The sequence below is a fragment of the Pontibacter sp. 13R65 genome (assembly GCF_047525655.1).
GTDB lineage: Bacteria > Bacteroidota > Bacteroidia > Cytophagales > Hymenobacteraceae > Pontibacter.
Genome location: NZ_JBLIQL010000018.1, coordinates 35,151 through 55,802 on the forward strand (window position 1 = coordinate 35,151; position 20,652 = coordinate 55,802).

General features: G+C 46.0%; 12 protein-coding genes. All 12 read left to right on the forward strand.

Features of this window, described 5'->3' with window-relative positions; genetic code table 11:
• Positions 1–19: 19 nt before the first annotated feature.
• The gene (locus ACMA1I_RS17650; RefSeq protein ID WP_337069749.1) at positions 20–3,181 is read left to right on the forward strand and encodes a TonB-dependent receptor; all 3,162 of its coding nucleotides are present in this window, start codon (positions 20–22) and stop codon (positions 3,179–3,181) included.
• A gap of 14 nt (positions 3,182–3,195) precedes the next feature.
• Positions 3,196–5,046, forward strand: coding sequence for a RagB/SusD family nutrient uptake outer membrane protein (locus ACMA1I_RS17655; RefSeq protein WP_337069750.1), 1,851 nt, complete (start codon positions 3,196–3,198; stop codon positions 5,044–5,046).
• Between the two features lie 45 nt (positions 5,047–5,091).
• A complete protein-coding gene (locus tag ACMA1I_RS17660) occupies positions 5,092–5,496 on the forward strand; it encodes a hypothetical protein (RefSeq protein WP_337069751.1) in 405 nt (134 codons plus the stop codon).
• Between the two features lie 27 nt (positions 5,497–5,523).
• Positions 5,524–6,510, forward strand: coding sequence for a DUF4466 family protein (locus ACMA1I_RS17665; RefSeq protein WP_337069752.1), 987 nt, complete (start codon positions 5,524–5,526; stop codon positions 6,508–6,510).
• Between the two features lie 243 nt (positions 6,511–6,753).
• Entirely contained in the window at positions 6,754–9,120 is a 2,367-nt protein-coding gene (locus ACMA1I_RS17670; protein WP_337069753.1) for a cellulase family glycosylhydrolase, read from the forward strand.
• 50 nt (positions 9,121–9,170) lie between these two features.
• Positions 9,171–10,550, forward strand: coding sequence for a BNR-4 repeat-containing protein (locus ACMA1I_RS17675; protein WP_337069754.1), 1,380 nt, complete (start codon positions 9,171–9,173; stop codon positions 10,548–10,550).
• Between the two features lie 45 nt (positions 10,551–10,595).
• A complete protein-coding gene (locus ACMA1I_RS17680) occupies positions 10,596–12,590 on the forward strand; it encodes a heparinase II/III domain-containing protein (protein WP_337069755.1) in 1,995 nt (664 codons plus the stop codon).
• 23 nt (positions 12,591–12,613) lie between these two features.
• Positions 12,614–13,819: a glycoside hydrolase family 88 protein gene (locus tag ACMA1I_RS17685; RefSeq protein WP_337069756.1), complete on the forward strand. Its 1,206-nt coding sequence runs from the start codon at positions 12,614–12,616 to the stop codon at positions 13,817–13,819.
• Between the two features lie 745 nt (positions 13,820–14,564).
• The gene (rbsK, locus tag ACMA1I_RS17690) at positions 14,565–15,515 is read left to right on the forward strand and encodes a ribokinase (protein WP_337069757.1); all 951 of its coding nucleotides are present in this window, start codon (positions 14,565–14,567) and stop codon (positions 15,513–15,515) included.
• Between the two features lie 101 nt (positions 15,516–15,616).
• Positions 15,617–18,073 (forward strand): glycoside hydrolase family 3 C-terminal domain-containing protein, encoded by a 2,457-nt coding sequence (locus tag ACMA1I_RS17695; RefSeq protein ID WP_337069758.1) that lies wholly within the window; start codon positions 15,617–15,619, stop codon positions 18,071–18,073.
• A gap of 97 nt (positions 18,074–18,170) precedes the next feature.
• Positions 18,171–19,208 (forward strand): glycoside hydrolase family 5 protein, encoded by a 1,038-nt coding sequence (locus ACMA1I_RS17700; protein ID WP_337069759.1) that lies wholly within the window; start codon positions 18,171–18,173, stop codon positions 19,206–19,208.
• A 131-nt stretch (positions 19,209–19,339) separates the two neighbouring features.
• Positions 19,340–20,437, forward strand: a complete 1,098-nt coding sequence (locus ACMA1I_RS17705) for a DUF4861 domain-containing protein (protein ID WP_414703934.1) — start codon at positions 19,340–19,342, stop codon at positions 20,435–20,437.
• Positions 20,438–20,652 lie beyond the last annotated feature (215 nt).

Here is a 20,652-nt window from a genome sequence, read left to right on the forward strand (position 1 = left end):
TTTATTAAAATGAAAATGTATGCATAAAATAATTACGCTTAGAATAGGCAGAATGGGTGTGGCTACGGCACTGGTTGGCCTGAGTTTTTCGAGTGGTGCACACAGCCTGACCAACTCCCTTCCAACTATGCCTGGTACCCATACTTACGCTCTCACCCTTGCAGATACAGAGGTAAGACTTCCTGCTTTTGCTGCTATTGATATTAGTGGAGTAGTTGTAGATAAGGATGGAGGGCCTTTGCCAGGAGTTAATGTTATGGTAAAAGGTACATCAATCGGAACAGCTACAGACGTAGACGGGAGGTTTTCTTTATCAGTGCCAGACAATACTGGAATTTTGGTTTTCACATTTGTGGGTTTCACAACCAAAGAGATTCCTATTGGTAACCAGGCCGTTTTTAATGTCGCCTTAGAATCAGATCAAAAAACGCTGGAGGAGGTAATCGTGGTGGGTTACGGCACTCAGAAAAAAACTCACGCAACAGGGGCTGTATCGATGGTGAAGGTGGATGAGCAGTTATCGAGCCGTGCAGTTCCCAACGTTTCATCTGGTCTTGCTGGTCTTGTGCCTGGTTTAGCTGCCAGCCAGTCTACTGGTATGGCCGGTAGAAACCAGGCCAGCCTGATAATTCGTGGTCTGGGTACGGTTAATAACAGTAGTCCTTTGGTTGTGGTAGATGGTATGCCAGATGTAGATATTAACCGCATCGACATGAATGATGTAGAGTCGATCTCAGTTTTAAAAGATGCAGCCTCGGCCTCTGTGTATGGCACAAGGGGAGCGAATGGTGTAATTTTGATTACAACGAAGTCTGGGAAGGGGAAGAAACCAACGATCAATTTTACCAGTACCAATGCACTCGAAAGACCTACCAAAGCTTATGATTTTATGTCGGATTATGCTCGTGCGCTTACCGTGCATCAGCGTGCTGCCTCTGTTAACACCTTACCAGAGAACCTGAACTTTCGGTACGGCACCATCGACCAATGGATGGCATTAGGCATGATAGACCCAATACGTTACCCAAACACTGATTGGTGGGATGTAATGATGCGAAATGGTTCTATTCAGCGCCACAACCTTTCTGCATCCGGCGGTACCGACGGTTCCAATTTCTACATCTCAGTGGGGGCTTTAGACCAAAAGGGTCTTCAAATTAATAATGACTATAAGCAATATAACGCCCGCATTAACTATGATTACCAGGTAAGGCACAACATGAACGTAGGAGTAAAGCTGAACGGGAATAGCTCCAGGTTTGATTATTCTTTCGGGGAAGGCTTTACAGACGGTGGTGCTAGTAATGGGTATGATATGCAATTTGCAGTGGCTGGTATCCTGCCGTACGATCCAGTATCCGGTCATTTTGGCGGGGTAATGGCCTACGGAGAAGACCCACAGGCTTTTAATCCCTACACTGTTTTTGTGAATAACATGACGAAGCAGGAACGTCAGGAGGCGAATGGTACCATGTTCTTTGATTGGTCACCAATTGAGGGTTTGCAAGCGCGTGTAGATTATGCCATTAATTACAATAACCAATTTATTTCGCGAGCAGATATACCTAACCGGGCTTACAACTTTCAGACAGACTCCTACGGAAGCCGTGTATATGTGGGACCTAACGCGCCAGTGCAAAACTTTACAGATACCGGACACAAAACCATGTTCACTGGGCGACTGGATTATAACAAGTCTTTCGGTAAAAACCATGAATTCAGAGCCCTTGGTGTGTATAGTGAAGAGTACTGGTATGAGCGGTCCCAATCAAGTTCAAGAAACGACCGCTTGCATCCGTCCCTTCGCGAAATCGACGCAGCCTTAACTGATGTTCAGACAACCGGAGGAACATCCAGTGCTGAAGGTTTGCGCTCTTATGTAGGTCGTTTAAATTATGCTGCGTTCAATAAATACCTCTTTGAGGCTTCCTTCCGCTACGATGGTTCTTCTAAGTTTTTGGATGGACACCGCTACGGTTTCTTCCCATCTGCGTCGGTTGGCTGGCGATTCATGGAAGAGAAGTTCCTGAGTGGTTTGGTCGGTAGAGTTATTACAGATGGTAAGCTTCGTGCTTCTTATGGTAGCCTGGGTAATAACAGCGGTGTAAATCGCTACGAGCAACAGGAAATTCTAAGTGCAAACAACTACATGATTGGCGGCAATATTGTGAAAGGGTTTGTATACAGCCAGATGGTAAACAGAAACCTTTCCTGGGAAAAGACTAACGTATTTAACCTGGGTTTAGATTTGTCCTTCCTCAATAATCGCTTAACAACTGAAGTCGATTACTACGATCGCTTAACTACTGGTATGAATCGGCCTTCCGATTTGTCTATTTTGTTGCGAGGTGCTTATAATGCACCCCGGAGAAACATAGGTAACCTCCGGAACCGCGGAATTGAAACCAACATAACCTGGAGAGACAGAATTGGTCAGTTTAGCTACGGCGCCAGCCTAAATGCATCCTTCAATAGAAGCAGGCTGGAACTGTGGAACGAGTTCCTGGGCAGAGGCAATACTTTTATTGATATGCCATACCATTTCCTGTATTCTTATGAAGATTTGGGTATCGCCCAAACCTGGCAGGATATTTATAATGCAACGCCACAAGGCGCCTCTCCAGGTGACATTTTACGCGAAGATTTGAATGGTGATGGCCGTATCGACGACAACGACCGAAAAGCTTATCCGAATGTGCAGCGAGACAGGCCCTCCACTAATTTTGGCTTGAATACGAATGTTGCCTGGAAAAACTTTGATTTAGTGGTGTTCCTGCAAGGTTCTGCCGGCCGTAAAGACTACTGGCTCAATAACCACAACACAGTTAACCTTCCATCCAGCCGTTATGCCTCTACCTGGGAACACTGGAACAACCCTTGGTCGGTAGAGAATCGGCAGGGAGCATGGCCACGCCTGAACGGAACTTCTAACCAGGTGGAAACAACGTTTTGGCTCGATGATATGAGCTTCTTGCGAATCAAGAACCTGCAACTGGGCTACAACCTGCCTAAAACACTGCTAGGCAAAGCGGGAATTAAAAGTTTGCGCATCTTCGGATCAGCTGAAAACCTGAAAACCTTTACCTCATTCCGAGGACTTGATCCGGAAAAGGAAGGCAACAGAAACGATCTGTATCCAATTGTAAAATCATACTCATTAGGTGTTAATCTGAGCCTATAAAATTCGTTGGTGTCATGAATAGATTAAGAATTAAATCCAAAATATTTTTTCTGCCTGTTGTGGCAGCTATGATGCTTTGCCAGAGTTCGTGCAAAGATGATTTGCTGGATCAGCAGCCAACTGACCAATTAGGTGCTGCGGCCTTCTGGAAAACTACGGAAGATGCCACCTATGCCCTGCACGGAGCCTATGCTGCGGTAAGGCCACTCTTTGATCGGGATTACTATTTTGAGGGGCAGACTGAATTTGTAAGAATAAGAGGTGTTAGCGCTAGTACTAGTGGCAATTTAAGACTTGGAGCTGCCTATACCAATGGCAACTTCAGGCCTACTGGCTATGCCAGCAGCTTCGACGATATGTACCGTTTTCTTTACGGTGGCGTTCACAGAACCAACTATGTTATAGATAATGTGAAACGCATGCTGCCTACAGCCACTCCTGGAAGCGTTGCAGAACTGGAGACTGTAATTGCAGAAGCACGCCTGCTGAGAGGTATGGTTTATTTTCGGCTTATTTCTATGTGGGGCGATGTACCTTATATAGGACACCAGGTATTCGATAATTCTGAAGTTGCAACTCTTGCCCGACTGCCTATAGCACAGGTAAAAGATTCTATCATGGCTGACTTTACCTATGCGTATGAAAAGCTTCCGATAAAGCCTACTGCAGTTGGTCGGGCAGGTAAACCAGCGGCCCTTGCTTTCCGAGGTAAGCTACAGCTTTATTGGGCTAGCTGGAACAAATTTGGCTGGCCGGAGCTGGAAAATTTCAAGCCTGACGCCGCGGCCGCCGATGTAGCCTACCTTGCTGCAGCTGCAGATTTTAAAGCGGTCATAGACAATTTTGGCCTCACTCTTTTCCGCGGTGGTGAGCCAGGCAATGTTGGTGAGTTGGGTAAGGCAGATGTACTACCAAACTACTACTATCTATTTACCCCAATTGCGAACGGTGATCCAGAAATGATTATGTCGTTTACGCACGGTGGGGTAGGAACGGGACAAGGCGAAGAATTGATGCGCGACTTCGCAGGTCGATCACACGAGAATTCACAGGTTTGGGTGTCGCCTCGGTATGAGATAGCGGACAGGTACCAATCTACCTTAACAGGTGATTTTGCTCCAAAGCTGATTCCAATGGATGCTAATATTCCTGGAGCTAGAACTACACCTAACTCAGCAGTTAACCCGCAGAGTTATGCTAATCGCGACTACCGCATGAAGTCTTCTATTATGTGGGATTATGAAATGAGCATGGGCATGAACTCCCTGAAAGAAACTGGCATGGTGCCTTTTATTTTCAGAACCTGGGGAGCGAAAGTTGTTATTGACGGAGTAGAGTATACTACCTATAACACCGATGGAACCAACTCAGGATATGTGTTCCGAAAGTTTGTCCGCAACTATGCAGGACAAGGCCGTAGTGAAGGCGACTTCGCCTGGCCTGTAATGCGACTGGCAGATGTCTATCTTATGTATGCCGAGGCCACAAATGCTGTGAATGGTCCGCAGGCAGATGCGATAGAATTAGTGAATAGGGTAAGGCACAGAGGAAACTTGCCGCCATTGGGAGCCGACAAGGTAAGTGGTAAAGAAGCCTTTTTTGCTGCCATCGAACAGGAGCGTATTATTGAGCTCTACGGAGAGGGGCACCGTGCCTTCGATCTTAGGAGGTGGAGAGCACTTGAGCGGGTATGGGGGCAGCCTGGTGGAGAGGGCGTATGGAGCATCAACACCTATGGCTCTAATGTAGAGCGCTACTACCAAAATACGCAGGAGCGGGAGTACCAGCAAAACTACATTTTTAGAATTCCGCCAGGGGAGCGTGACCGTAACCCGAATCTAACTCAGAATACGCCGTGGCTATAAGCAAGGAACTGTTAGGTATCTGTAAGAAATTTTAAATTGTTTAACATGAAAAGATTTATAAAAGTATTAACGCTCTGTATGCTATTCCCCCTTGTATGGGTTAGTTGCAAAGATGATTTCCCTATTGATGAGGATGGCTTGCTTATCACAAAGAGGGCACAATGTTATGTAAGTAATTTCGAATTGCTGGGTTCCGATCTTCAAACCGTACGAAGTAAAAACCCAGTTATAGACACCGTTGCCTGCACTATAGATGTGGAAGTCTTTTTTGGTACGGACCTGCGAAATGTTTACCCGCAGTTTTCACTGGTAACAGATGCTAAACTTGATCCAAAGATTACCGGCAAAATGGACTTTTCTAATTTGGATGAACCCAAAGTATTTACAGTGGTTTCCGGTAACAGGCAAGTCAGAAAGCCTTATACCGTCCGAGTTTCAGTTCAACAGTAGATTTATAGGCTAATAAAAGAAATGATTATGCAACGTAAACATCTCATCAGACTTTCGTACCTGCTGTCGTTGCTTCTGCTAATGGGAGCCTGTAAGGAAGAAGAATACGCTATTCCAACATTAAGTTCTGATTTCCAGAATACGGCAATTAAACGTAACCTGGGCCCTAACCTGATCGGCAAAAATATGGAATTCGCCTATGCTATGGCGCTGCCGCAAGTAAAAGGTAAGATTTTGTCGGCCCAGGTGGAAGCTTCTATTCCTGGAGCTCCGGGAACCTACCTGGACAACCAGTCTTACCATACTAATCTAAGCCGTGTAGATGTTGGCGTGATAGTAGGGGAGCCTTCAGTAACAGAAGGTAATAAAAGCAGGGTGGCTTTTACTGCCGATACTTGTGCTGCTACTCTCCGCTATTATTATGTTGTACCAGAGGCTGCCCGTGGGCAAAAGGTAACTTTTACTTTTTCGGCAATCAGCAGTACTGGTGAAAATGTGTCTTACTCCATGGGACCTTACGATGTCTCCAGAATGGATATGGTACTCGACTTAAATGTAAAAGATGGAGAGAATAGTTACATCTCTATTGCAGATATGGCAGTTTACGATGAAACCGCAGCCGCTGCCAATCCTGGCAACATAGACCTGGTATACCTTTATCGTGAGATGCCCAGTGTCACTTTTGCTCATTCACTTGTATCGCCTGCCGCTGATCCTCAATACCTGCCATCCGTGGCGCTTCCCGCTGGTGTAAACAAAAGCACCAGGTTAAGAAAAGCATGGGGGCTGAGAGATCAACAGTTAGCCCGCCTGCAGTTTGGGATTTTTATCGATGACCTGGACTTTCAGCAGCTTGACCTTTCTGATGCTCCAAATTATGGAATTAACATGAAAGCTGAATCAGGAGCCTGGGTGGAAACTGCTGATGGTAAGTATAGAGCCTACATTTTTGTAAATGCAGTTGATAATACAAATAAGTCTGCGCGCATCAGTATCAAGCGGTATGCTCTTTAATAAAATTCATGGGTAAGTGCTCTTTGTAGTTATTAGAGTGCTCAGCTTAAATAAAACTTAAGGGGGAACGCTACAAGTGTTGTTGTTCCCCCACCTTTAGCTCTAACGACTCTTGGTAATCCGTTTTCAATGCGGGTAACAATCGCTTTAAATTTTGGTTGCCATTTCCATTTGCCACTGTGGCGGTAAGGCATGTGCAATCCATGTTTAGAATTGTTTGGCATTGACATTAATACATTTCTTATGACCCTTAAAAAAATAATAGTAAGCCTGTTCCTGGCGCTACTCCACTCTGTACCTGGGTATGCACAGGTACAAGAAGGCTCTTTGTTTAAATCTGGAGAGAAAATTAATTTTATCGGGAATAGCATTACACATGGCGGCGAGTACCACCTCCATGTGCTGCTTTACTATGCTACCCGCTTTCCTAATCAGAAAGTTACCTTTTATAACTCAGGCATCAGTGGCGACAACGCTAACGATATTTTCAGGCGCCTAGACAGTGAAATTATCCCAAAGCAGGCGGACTGGTCGGTGCTAATGGCCGGGATGAATGATGTGAACAGGGCATTATATGCACCATCGCGACAATGGGAGGAGGGGCTGGTGCAGAAAAAGCAGGAGGCTATTTCAAATTACCGCAACCACCTGGATAAAGTACTTCAAAAGTTGTCGCAGACAGGAACAAAGATCATCCTGCAGCAGCCAACTATTTACGACCAAACCGCCCGGTTAGCTACCGACAATCATGCAGGTGTAAACGATGCGCTGCAGCAGTGTACAAAGATTGTAGAAGAACTGGCAAAAAAATATAATGCCCAAGTGGTGGATTACTTCGGTTTCATGAATGAAACAAATCAGCGGCTACAGCAACGCGATCCGGCCTCCACCATCATCAGCATAGACAGGATTCACCCATGGGCTACCGGTGACCTGATTATGGCCTACCAGTTCCTGAAGGAGACAAATGCACCACAAACGGTAGCGGCAGTAACCATAGAGAAAGGCGCTGTGAAGGAAAGCACGAACTGCACCATTTCCGCACTTAAAACAGGTAAAGGAACTGTTTCATTTGAGCTAAAAGCAGAAAGCCTGCCTTTTCCGCTGGCAGATGAACCACAGACAAACCTGGCGCTGAGCCTGATTCCATTTAATGAGCAGCTGAACCGGGAGATGCTGAAGGTTTCAAAACTGAAAAAAGGCAGATACTCTCTCTCCATAGACGAAACCTTTATTGCCACCTTTAATCACAACGAGCTGGCCGAAGGAGTAAATCTGACCAGTTACCGTCACAGTCCACAGTACCAGCAGGCCCTGAAGGTGAAAGATATTGCCGCAAGTTATAGAACTGTGCAGCACCAGCTTCGCGACATTAAGTGGGTGCAATACCGCCACCTGCCTGCAGAGCTTTGGGATGCAGAAACAGCAACAGTTGAGGAATTTATAACGAACAGGCTAAACTTTCTTAACACAAACGACGGCAGAAAATATGCCGAAGCCCAAAAGTACTTCACTAACTATTTGGTATTAAAGCCCCAGGAAAAGGCAATGGAAGCAAAGTTGGTGGAACTTCGAGACTCCATGTATGCTTTAAGCCAGCCAATTCCCCACAGGTATGAACTGAAAGCCCTTCCCGCAATGACCGATAAAGGCACCATGTTTTTCGGGTTAAACCAGGCCGGTGCCGATTTTGGTAAAAATAAACCAGGTGTTTTTGGTGTAGACTACACATACCCTACTAGTAAGCAGCTAGATTACATGAAGTCAAAGAATTTCTCGCTCATAAGACTGCCATTTAAGTGGGATAGGATACAGCACTCGCTGAACGCAGACCTCGACCAGGTGGAGCTTGCACGATTAAAATCAGTAGTGGATGGAGCCAGAGTCCGGAACCAGTGGGTGCTACTGGACCTGCACAACTACTGCCGCCGAAATGTCAATGGTAAATATCTTTTGATAGGATCGCCGGAACTACCAACAGGCGCCTTAGCCGATCTCTGGGGGAGGCTGGCAAATGAGTTTAAAGACTATGACAATATCTGGGGCTATGGTCTCATGAACGAACCTTATGATATGCTGCCTGCCACTCCATGGTTCTCTATTGCACAGGCAAGCATCAACGAAATAAGAGAAACAGACAAAACAACTCCCATTGTAGTAGGAGGAGATCACTGGAGTTCTGCTGCCAAATGGTTACAATACAGCGACAATCTTAAAAATTTAAAAGACCCGTCGCGCAACCTGATCTTTGAAGCGCACCTCTATTTTGATGCCGATGGTTCCGGTACATATCCTAAAAGCTACGAAGAAGAAGGAGGCAGCCCTGACAGGGGTGTAGAGCGGGCAAGGCCTTTTGTGGAATGGTTGCAGCAAAATAAGTTTAGAGGTTTTATTGGGGAGTACGGCATCCCGGATAAGGATGAAAGGTGGCTGGTAACATTAGATAACCTGCTTCAGTACCTCCAGCAAAATGGTGTTGGTGGCACCTACTGGGCAGCCGGGCCGTGGTGGGGAAAACACTTTATGGCAGTGGAGCCCCGTGAAGGCAAAGATCAGCCCCAAATGAAAGTACTGGAAAAATATACTATAGCCAAACCAACAAAAAAATAGCGACTCCTGCTATTACACTAGTAGGAACGATAACCCCAAATTTTGTTTGAATGAATAGACTAAGTTATAAGTACCTAATTTATGCTTATCTGCTGTTGATACTGGTGCCGGAAATTGTAGGGGCACAGAATATAAAGGCAGACGGCTACAAAGGCATCTGGTTTACATTGGGGCAGTTTTCAGAGTATGGAGATAAATATTCAGGTGGGCTTGGCACCTACACTGCCAACCACAATCCGGTGGCTATTTATGCACCCGAAGTTAACAAAACATTCTTCGTCTACGGAGGCACCCGCCAGCAGCATGAGAAACACCTGCTGATTATGCTTTCTTACTATGACCATAACAAAGGCATAGTACCTAAACCAGTTGTGGTACATGATAAAGCTGGCGTAGATGACCCACACGATAATGCTTCTGTTGCCATAGATGCCCAGGGTTATATCTGGGTGTTTGTAAGTGGCCGTAACGTTACCAGATTAGGTTTCATTTTTAAAAGCCGTCGCCCATACGAGATCGATGCTTTTGATGAGATGTACAAAGGCGACATGACATATCCGCAGCCCTGGTGGGTGCCGGGAAAAGGGTTTGTGCACTTGTTTACCCGCTATACTAAGGGTCGGGAACTGTATTGGAACACCAGCGCCGACGGCAGGACCTGGGCACCTGGTCAAAAATTGGCCAGCATGGGTGGGCATTACCAACTATCAGGCATGCAGGGAAACAAACTTGTGTCAGTGTTTAATTACCTGCCGGGTAACAATGCCGACAAGCGAACCAACCTGTACCTGCTTCAAACAGAGAACCTGGGTAATACATGGACTACCGTAGATGGCAAACCAGTTTCTACTCCCTTAACTGCTGTGCAGAATGCAGCTTTGGTGCATCCTTATGAAGCTGAAGGCAAGCTGGTGTACCTCAACGACCTGAACTTCGATAAGAACGGCAACCCTGTTATACTGGCTGTTATTAGCAACCATCATCAGCCCGGGCCGAAAGGCAACCCGCACGAGTGGCAGCTTATACACTGGGAATATGGCAAGTGGAATATTCGCAAAGTGTTGGAGTCGACCCATAATTACGATATGGGTTCGCTCTACATCAACAACGACTATTGGGAAATTATAGGGCCTACTGAGCCTGGTCCTCAGCTGTATGGCACAGGTGGCGAAATGGCGCTCTGGGTAAGTAAAAACAACGGGAAAGATTGGAAAAAGAAACGCAACCTGACTAATAATAGCTCTCGCAACCATTCCTACGCCCGCAGGCCCTTAGCTGCCCACCCCGATTTTTATGCCTTTTGGGCAGACGGAAATGCAGATAAGTTTTCTGAATCGAAGCTATACTTCTCGAACAAAAATGGAAAAAAGGTGTGGGAACTGCCCTATAACATGACAAAAGATTTTGAAAAGCCCAGGCGCATAAAGTAAGGTGCCTCCTCTAATTCAATAACAATAAACAGCTGAAGGTATAACATGATAAAAAGATTGTTTCTGTTCGTTTTTATTCTGGTCTGGCTGCAAGGGCAGGCACAGGAGAAAAAACTGCTAAGCAGCAAATTCACTAAAGATGAATTAAAGGCTAAGCTTATACCAATGGCAAGCTGGGAACCTTTCCCGAGGTTACAGAACCGGGATGGTTGGGCAAATGCAGATCAAAAAGCAATGGAAGCCTACTTAAAAGAGGCTGAAAAATTTTTGGATTATGAATGGCCATCAATTCCTGCAACCAAATCGCTTCTGATTGTGCGAACAGGCGACCGGGACGAGTACCAGAATATCAGCTTCTCAAAAAGAAAAGTGCTGGGTACGCTGCTTCTGGCTGAAATTTATGAGAACAAAGGCCGTTTTATCGATCCCATTATCAATGGGGTGTGGTCTATTTGTGAGGAATCTTTCTGGGGAGTGCCGGCGCACCTGCCCAGCACCCCGGAGCACGCAGGCCTTATTAATGTAGCTGATCCGTTTGTAGATCTGTTCGCCGCTGAAACCGCAGTATACCTGGCATGGGTAGATTATTTTCTAGGAGAAAAGCTGGATGCTGTTTCGCCCCAAATCCGCAAAAGGATTTATCATGAAGTAAATAAGCGGATGTTCGAGCCTGTTATGACGACAAAGCATTTCTGGATGGCAAGTGGTGACGATGGCAGGCCCCCAAACAACTGGAATCCCTGGATTACATCGAACTGGCTAAATTCGGCTCTACTGCTGGAGAAAGATGAACTGAAAAGAAGCGACATGGTATATAAGGCGCTTCAGGTTCTGGACGAGTTCTTGGACCCTTACTACCCTGATGGAGGCTGTGACGAAGGGCCGGGCTACTGGGACCATGCCTCTGCTGCTTTATATGATAATATCTCGTTGTTGAACTTGGCCAGCAACAACGCTTTTGGCTATGTGTACCAGAATGAGAAGTTTAAGAATATGGGTAAGTTTATATATCGTGCCCAGATAAGCAGCAATCAGTTCCTGAATTTTGCAGATGCCGTTCCAAATCCTACAATGTCGGCCGAAATGATTTACCGGTACGGAAAAGATATAAAAGACACCGACATGATGCAGTTTGGAGCTTATTATCACGAGCCGGTGGACGGGCAACTGGAGCGCTTCCATTATTTCAGAAATTTTTTCAGCCTTTTTATGCAGGAGGAATTCCGACAGGCAAAAAAGCGGCTTCCCCTACCTAAAGACGTATGGCTGCCAGACCTGCAGGTCATGATGGCCCGCGACAACGGCGGCTCAACCAAAGGCTTTTATGTAGCTGCCAAAGGTGGCCATAACGACGAAAGCCACAACCACAACGACATTGGCAATTATGTGGTGTATTACAACGGGCAACCGCTGCTGATAGATGCTGGCCGCGGCACCTACACGAGTAAGACGTTCAGCAAGACGGGACGCTACGAAATCTGGAGTAACTGCTCCGATTACCATAACACACCCACTATAAACGGGCTAACACAACTGCCAGGCAGGGAGTATAAAGCGACACAGGTGCTGTATAACCAAGGGAAAACCTTTGCAGCGTTTACATTAAATATGGCAGGTGCTTACCCGGCTGAAGCTGGCATTAACAGTTGGCATCGTACCGTGAAGCTAAACCGCGGGAAAAATGTTCAGGTAACAGATGTCATCGACCTCGGCCAGGCGAAGGAATTAACCCAGCACCTGATGACATGCTATCCGGCCGAAGTCAGAAAGCCCGGTGAACTGCTCATACACTATAAAACAAAAGAAGGGCAGGCCCAGAATTTTATAGTGAAATACAACCCGGACCAGATGCAGCCCATAATAGAAAAGCTTAAGCTCGAGGCAAAGGAAGACCAGGGAATTATCCAGAACTGGGGGGATAGCATTTATCGCATCAGCTTTAAAGTGATGCGGCCCCAGAAAATAGATAGAATGTTGTTTGAGATCGTAGCAGAAAAGGCAGCCGGGGGGAATAAGCAAAGCAACTTGAGCGGATTATAAAAATTTTAGAAATAAAAAGAATCATGAAATTTTACCTCCCTTTAACTGCCATTATAGCCTTAGTTCTTGTACTAGGTTTTAAGTTTCTGCAACAGGAGAAGATTCCTGTAGAAACGACCATGCAAAGAGTGGAACAGCAACTGAAGGCCATGGCCCAGGCAAACACCGACGTTACCCGCTATCCCCGGTCCACCAACAAGGACGGCAGCCTAGCCACTGTGACCTCTGATGACTGGACAAGCGGATTTTTCCCAGGTTCGCTTTGGTATATGTACGATTACACAAAAGATAGAAACTGGGAAAAGATGGCGCGAAACTGGACAGCTGGCTTAGCGAAAGAACAATTCAATAAAACTACCCACGACTTAGGATTTATGCTCTACTGCAGCTTCGGCAACGGCTACCGCCTCACCAGAGATCCAGCGTACCGCGATATTCTGATTGAGGGGGCAAAGTCGTTGATGTCGAGGTTCGACGAAAGAACAGGAGCCATTCGTTCATGGGATTTTAACAAGGAGGTTTGGCAGTTCCCAGTTATTATAGATAACATGATGAACCTGGAGATGTTATACTGGGCCTCAAAAGAAACCGGAGATCCTATTTATGCAGCTGTTGCCACTCAACACGCCATCACCACACTAAATAACCACTTTCGCCCAGATTTTAGCAGCTACCATGTTATAGACTACGATACTGTTTCCGGAAAAGCAAGAATAAAGCAAACCCACCAAGGCTATGCAGATGCCTCTGCCTGGGCCCGAGGGCAGGCCTGGGGACTGTATGGCTTTACAGTAGCTTACCGCGAAACAAAAGACGAACGTTTTCTGAAACATGCACAAGGGATAGCCGAATTCTTTATAAACCATAAAAACATGCCATCCGATAAAGTACCCTACTGGGACTTTGATGCACCGTCTCGTCCGGATTTGCCACGCGACGCCTCAGCCGCCGCCATTGCTGCATCCGGCTTATTGGAATTAAGCGGGTACTCTGGTGCAAAAGGCGAAGCATACAAAAGCGCAGCTACCCAAATGTTGTCCACACTGGCCACGCCTGCTTACTTAGCCAAACCTAAGAGCAACAACAATTTCGTGCTCATGCATTGTACCGGCCACATGCCGAATAACTCCGAGGTAGATGTGCCACTCAACTATGCCGACTATTATTTTATAGAAGGAATGCTGCGCCTGGAAAGAATGAACAAAGGCTTGAAACCAACATATAACTAATCCCTTATGGCACATATACCACCTGCTCAACTGATCGAACAGTGGGTGCAGCCTCATGCTACTAGAAACAGCCAACCTTATCACCAGCCAGCGATGGGAAGAGTTGTTTAATTCAATACAGAAGCCCAAGCCTATAAATGATCATTTTTACTCTGGAAGGCCCTTTTCATTAGAATAATTGGTTGTATGGGGCGCTTCTTCTTGTTTAAGAATGAGAGGAGTTAGTATTGGCTAAGTAAGATTCAGCGATTTGTACAGCTACTGCGAGCGTTTTGTAATGCAGCAAGAAAGTAAAAGCCTATCTCAAAAAAAGGTAGTTATAAGGCCCCTTCTGCGAAAAATGTTGAAATAGCCTCTGGAAGCCCCTTTTTATTAGAATAATTTATCTGTTCCAGGCTATAGCTTTCTTGGTTTGTTAACCTTGCCAACCAAATGGTATGCAAGCTGAAAAGGTTCTGTTTACCTGCCGGATATTCTTAAGCTTAAAAAAAACGACTGATAGTTAAATTCAAAGTCTAGAATCAGGAGCTGTCTGCAGATAGAAATACTTATTTCAGGGGGAATTAATTAGCAAAAGTCAAAATAAACGGTCTTTTATGGCCTTTAGAAATGTCCAATTGCCAGTTTTTTTAATGTAGAATATACATTTAATTATATAATTTTAATAAGAAGCCCATCAGTCAGCGATCAGGTACGGAAAAAGCCTGTATTGAGCTGGGAAAATCAATATCTATCCTTGTAAAATATGTACGGAAAAATTCTTGTAGTAGGTAGTTCTAATACCGATATGGTAATTAAATCTACTAAGCTTCCCCTGCCAGGTGAGACCGTTATTGGTGGAAATTTTTTTATGAATCCGGGTGGAAAAGGTGCTAACCAAGCGGTGGCGGCAGCCCGTTTAGGAGGCCAGGTAACTTTTATTACCAAGGTAGGAAACGATATTTTCGGGAAGCAGGCCTTACAGCAGTTTCAGAAAGAAACCATTGATAACAAGTTCATCAAAATAGATGCAGAGTATCCTTCTGGTGTGGCCATCATTAAAGTAGACGGAAGGGGAGAAAACTGCATTACAGTGGCCCCCGGATCTAATGGCCGGCTATTTCCGGAAGATATTGAAGCGGCGCTGGAACTGGTAGAAAGCAACACCCTAGTACTGATACAGTTGGAAATACCAGTAAATACAGTAGAACATGTAATCAGGAAAAGCCATGAGAAGGGCCTCAAGGTACTTCTTAACCCTGCCCCTGCGCGCGTGCTAACATCAAACCTGTTTCCGCTTTTGTACCTGATTACGCCAAATGAGTCGGAGGCAGAGGTGCTAACAGGGGTGCGGGTAGTAGACCTGGAAACTGCAAAAAGGGCAGCTTGCAAGCTGCAGGAGTTAGGAGTATTGAACATTATTCTTACGCTTGGAGCCAAGGGAGCCTATCTGCATAATGCAACCTATTCAGGCCTCATTCCCGCTCCTGAAGTAGAGGCGATTGATAGCACAGCCGCTGGCGACTGCTTTAATGGGGCACTAGCGGTGGCACTGGCAGAAAACAAAACGATGCAGGAAGCTGTCGCTTTTGCCTGCAGGGCCTCTGCCATCTCAGTGACTCGCATGGGTGCCCAGTCGTCCATTCCTTACCGCAAAGAGCTAGAGCCTGTAACGGCAAGCAGCAAGGATGAATTTTCTGCCGATGTGCTACTATAGTAGAGATGTTTCGCTACTGCTCGAATGCGCATCCTGGTAATGATGGGAGGGGGATAAGAATGGAAAAAAAGAAAGTCAACAAATCCATCAACAAAAATCGAATGGAAAAAAAGTGCCTGCCGGTTTTACTGCTGGCAACAATGATCCTCCTCAACAGCCACAACTCTTTTGCCCAAAAGCAAAGTAGCAAACGGAAGATATACCATAAAGGGTGGATCGACTTCAATAAAAACGGCAAGAAAGACCTGTTCGAAGATACGGCACAGCCTATGGATGTCCGGGTGGAGGACCTGTTGAGCCAGATGACGCTGGAAGAAAAAACAAACCAGGCGGCGACTTTGTATGGCTTTGGAAGGGTGCTGAAAGACGAGCTGCCAACGCACGAATGGAAAGATGCCATCTGGAAGGACGGAATCGCTAACATAGATGAGCACCTGAACAGCCTTGCCAACCATCCGCGTGCGCAGAGTCAGTACTCTTTTCCATATAGCAAGCATGCAGCTGCCATTAATACCGTACAGAAGTGGTTTGTGGAAGAAACACGCTTAGGTATACCGGTAGATTTCACAAACGAAGGCATTCATGGCCTTTGCCATGACAGGGCCACTCCCTTGTGCGCTCCCATTGGCATTGGTAGTACTTGGAACAAAAACCTGGTACGACAGGCAGGGCACATCGTAGGTCGCGAAGCCAAAGCCTTAGGATATACCAACGTTTATGCACCAATTCTGGACCCGGCACGCGACCCACGTTGGGGGCGCGTGGTAGAATGCTATAGCGAAGATCCTTTTCTGATTGCTGAGTTGGGGAAACAGATGGTAACGGGTATTCAAAACGAAGGAGTTGCTTCTACCTTAAAACACTATGCCGTGTACAGTGTGCCCAAAGGCGGCAGAGACGGTAATGCCCGCACCGATCCGCATGTGGCACCCCGAGAGATGCACCAGCTCTACCTTTATCCGTTTAGAAGGGTAGTACAGGAAGCCAAGCCGCTGGGCATCATGAGTAGCTATAACGACTGGGATGGTATTCCAGTGTCCGGAAGCCATTATTTCCTGCGGGAATTGTTGCGCGAGCAGTATGGCTTTAACGGCTACGTAGTGTCTGACAGCGAGGCGGTTGAATTTATAGCCACTAAACACCATGTGGCAGCAGACTTCAAAGAAGCAATAGAGCAGGCTGTTGGTGCAGGCCTTAACGTCTGGACGAACTTCCGTAAACCAGAAGATTTTATTCTGAATCTCCGGGAATCGGTGAAGGAAGGCAAAGTGCCACTTGAAACCTTAAACCGAAATGTTAGCGAAGTCCTTCGGGTTAAATTTCAATTAGGCTTATTCGATCAACCTTACGTGCAGGACCCGAAGCAGGCCGATAAACTGGTGCACACAAAAGAAGCTGCCGAATTTGCCCTGCAACTGAACCGGGAATCGCTGGTGCTGCTCAAGAACAGTGATAACACGTTGCCCTTAAACAAGAATAAGAAAAGCCGGATTTTGGTTACCGGGCCGCTCGCCAATGAAACGAAGTTTACGGTTAGCCGGTATGGGCCGTCGAACAACAAAGGAGTATCGGTGCTGGAAGGCCTAAAGCAGTATCAAACTAATCAGGTGCAGTTCGATTATGTTAAAGGCTGTGATATTGTGAACGAGGGGTGGCCTAACACAGAATTGCTACCTCTGGCACTAACAGCAAAAGAGGAAGAGCAGATAGCCAAAGCCGTTGCCAGAGCGAAACAGTCGGATATGGTTATTGCAGTAGTAGGCGAAGACGAGGAGCGGGTAGGAGAAAGCCTGAGTCGTACAAGCCTCGACCTGCCGGGCCACCAGGAAAAACTGCTACAAGCGCTGCATGCCACAGGTAAACCTGTTATTGTAATATTAATCAACGGCAGGCCTCTTACTGTGAACTGGGCAGATGCGCATCTGCCAGCAATCCTGGAAGCCTGGTTTCCTGGCCCCTCGGCAGGAACAGCCATTGCAGAAGCCATTTTCGGAGATTACAACCCAGGCGGTAAACTTCCTGTCACTTTTCCAAAATCAGTCGGGCAGCTTGAAATGAATTTTCCATTTAAACCAGGCTCCCATGCCGACCAGCCTGCTTCGGGGAACAACGGCTACGGAAAAACTAGGGTTAACGGGCCTTTGTATCCCTTCGGGTATGGCTTAAGCTATACTACTTTCGAATACGAAAAGCTGGTGATTATACCAAACAAACAGGAAAGCACAGGCGAAGTGACGGTGCAGCTGGAGGTAAGAAATGCTGGCAAGGTAAAAGGCGACGAGGTAGTGCAGTTATACGTGCGCGATATGATAAGTAGTGTTACCACCTACGAAAGTCAGCTCCGTGGATTTGAGCGTGTTACACTGGCACCGGGCGAGCGCCGGACAATTACCTTTCTGCTGCGTCCCAATGATTTATCACTCTACGACCGAGACATGAACTGGGTAGTGGAGCCTGGTGATTTCGAAATCCGTGTAGGAAGCTCCTCGCAGGACATCCGGCTCAAAGGTAAATTTACTGTAACAAACAAACCCAATAGTTCTTCAATGCTAAAGTAAGAAAAGGAATACCATATACAATTCCTCCAAAGCTAAATGTTTTACGGCCAGAAGAATCTCCAATTAATTTTTCATCCATTATGTTTAAAATTTTATCATGAAAAGTAATTTATTGTTTCTGTACATCATCTTATTGTTAGGGGGTGTATCCTGTACACAAGCTGCAAAAGTTCAAACTGAAAAAGAGGAAGAGGCCTCTAATGGTCTACCTGCTCTAAAAGTCAGTGGAAACGTTTTTACAAACAGTAAGGGGGAAACCGTGCGTCTCGAAGGTGTGAGTTTTGCCGATCCGGATAAATTGGATACAGAGGGGCACTGGAACCTGGAGTTCTTCCAGGAGGCTAGTAATTGGGGGTGTAATGTGGTTCGTTTTGCCGTGCATCCGGGTGCGTGGCGCCGACGCGGTCCTGAAGCCTACCTGGAACTGCTGGATAAGGGTATGGCAATGGCAGAAGCAACAGGCCTGTATGTCATCATCGACTGGCATTCCATCGGAAACCTCGTGCAAGACAAATATCCTTCTCCAAACTACGCCACTTCGTGGGAAGAAACAGTTGATTTCTGGAAAACGGTAGCCGGCAGATACAAAGGAAATACTACTGCAGCGCTTTTCGAATTATATAATGAGCCTACCGACGATAAAGGAAAATTCGGTGAGTTAAGCTGGAAGACCTGGCAGCCGGTAATGGAAAAGCTTATTGCTGAAATTAACTCGGTTGATGACGAAAAGATATATCTGGTGGCTGGCATGAACTGGGCTTATTTACTAGATGAAGTAATTGAAAATCCGGTAAGGCACCTAAATGTAGCGTACGTTACGCACCCTTATCCGCAGAAGCGATCGCAGCCATGGGAACCAAAGTGGGAGGAAGATTGGGGCAAGGTAGCCGATCATTATCCTATTGTTGCAACTGAGTTCGGATTTGTAGGTGCCGGCGAGCGTGGTGAACACATACCTGTTATCGGTGATGAGACATATGCAGAAGCCATTATAAATTATTTTGATAAAAAAGGTGTCTCTTATACCGTCTGGTGTTTTGATCCATCCTGGTCTCCGGCCATGATTGAAGATTTTAATTTTACACCATCTCGCCAGGGCCGTTTCTTTAAAAAAGTATTACAACGCAACCTGTAGCTACAAATAATAACATGAGATTTACTAAGCATGTAAAGCATGCAGCCTGGGGAGCCATATATTTTTGTACGGCTGCAGTGAGCGGATGCCAACAAAATAGCAATAGCCTATCATTTACTGTAACAAATAAGTTGGCCCTAGAACGGAAGTCAGAGACTGTAAGCATAGCCGTGACTAATTTTGGTGAACTGGTAGAAAAGTTTGGTGCAGAAAACCTGCTAGTGAATGATAATGATACAAAGCAAGTGCTGGTAAGCCAGACTGTAGACAATGATGGTGACGGAAAGGTAGATGAGATCCTGTTTCAGACTGACATGGAGCCTAACGGCAAGAAAACTTTTACGTTGACAGGCGCCACAAATGCCAGAACACAACGACCTAAAAGTAAAGTTACCACATATTCCCGCTTTGTACCCGAACGCACCGACGACTACACCTGGGAAAACGACCGCGTGGCTTTCCGTACTTACGGCCCGGTAGCGCAACAGCTGGTGGAGCGGAACGAGCAGGGTGGAACTCTTACCAGTGGCATAGACGGTTGGCTGAAGCGCGTGGATTACCCAATTATAAACAAGTGGTATCAGAACAACATAGATCGTCCTGGAGCGTATCACGAAGACAGCGGCGAAGGCTACGACCCTTACCACGTAGGAGCCAGCAGGGGCATAGGTGGCCTTGGAGTTTGGGAAGATGAGCAGCTGTATGTATCAAAGAATTTTGCCAGTTACAAAACGATTGCTGAAGGTCCAATCCGGACGGTGTTTGAATTGACTTATGAGCCTTGGCAAGTCAATAGCCGCACCATTACCGAAACTAAGCGCATCAGCTTAGACCTTGGAAGTAATCTTACCCGTTACGAAGTAAATTTGGTGAGCAGCCAGCCTTTGCCAAATGTCACTATCGGCCTTACACTGCATGATAAAAAAGGAGAGGTGAAAATGAATAAGGAGCAAGGGTGGTTTCGGTATTGGGAGTTGATAGATGATGCCTATCTCGGTACTGCTATTGTATTGCCCCCATCTGCCGTAAAAGAAGTAAAGGATTATCGTGTTGAAACAAGTGATCAAAGCCACCTTTTTGTACTTGCCCATCCTGAAGGAAACCAACTAGTTTACTACGCTGGCTTCGGCTGGGAAAAGAGCGGACAGTTTAGTTCGAAAGAAGCATGGGATGCTTATCTGAGTAATTTTGCAAAACGTATAGCGTCGCCTTTAGAAGTAGAGTTTTAATGATTTCTAGGTAAATTATTAAATTCAAAACGTGGAGCAACGTTACTAAAAGCTCGATAAAACTACCTACACCCATTATTTAGTTTTATTTAACAGTGTTATAGGCAGAAGAATAAAAATAAAACAGGGCTTCTATACGCGGTAGAAGCCCTGTTTTATTTTCAGACGCAACATTAGCAAAAACTTTAAGTCCAATATGTCAGTGGCTCCTTTCT

What these genes read in the sequence shown, in the direction of transcription:
- ACMA1I_RS17650 (WP_337069749.1), top strand. Translation starts at nt 20, where the DNA reads ATGCATAAAATAATTACGCTTAGAATAGGCAGAATGGGTGTGGCTACG.
- ACMA1I_RS17655 (WP_337069750.1), top strand. Translation starts at nt 3,196, where the DNA reads ATGAATAGATTAAGAATTAAATCCAAAATATTTTTTCTGCCTGTTGTG.
- ACMA1I_RS17660 (WP_337069751.1), top strand. Translation starts at nt 5,092, where the DNA reads ATGAAAAGATTTATAAAAGTATTAACGCTCTGTATGCTATTCCCCCTT.
- ACMA1I_RS17665 (WP_337069752.1), top strand. Translation starts at nt 5,524, where the DNA reads ATGCAACGTAAACATCTCATCAGACTTTCGTACCTGCTGTCGTTGCTT.
- ACMA1I_RS17670 (WP_337069753.1), top strand. Translation starts at nt 6,754, where the DNA reads ATGACCCTTAAAAAAATAATAGTAAGCCTGTTCCTGGCGCTACTCCAC.
- ACMA1I_RS17675 (WP_337069754.1), top strand. Translation starts at nt 9,171, where the DNA reads ATGAATAGACTAAGTTATAAGTACCTAATTTATGCTTATCTGCTGTTG.
- ACMA1I_RS17680 (WP_337069755.1), top strand. Translation starts at nt 10,596, where the DNA reads ATGATAAAAAGATTGTTTCTGTTCGTTTTTATTCTGGTCTGGCTGCAA.
- ACMA1I_RS17685 (WP_337069756.1), top strand. Translation starts at nt 12,614, where the DNA reads ATGAAATTTTACCTCCCTTTAACTGCCATTATAGCCTTAGTTCTTGTA.
- rbsK (WP_337069757.1), top strand. Translation starts at nt 14,565, where the DNA reads ATGTACGGAAAAATTCTTGTAGTAGGTAGTTCTAATACCGATATGGTA.
- ACMA1I_RS17695 (WP_337069758.1), top strand. Translation starts at nt 15,617, where the DNA reads ATGGAAAAAAAGTGCCTGCCGGTTTTACTGCTGGCAACAATGATCCTC.
- ACMA1I_RS17700 (WP_337069759.1), top strand. Translation starts at nt 18,171, where the DNA reads ATGAAAAGTAATTTATTGTTTCTGTACATCATCTTATTGTTAGGGGGT.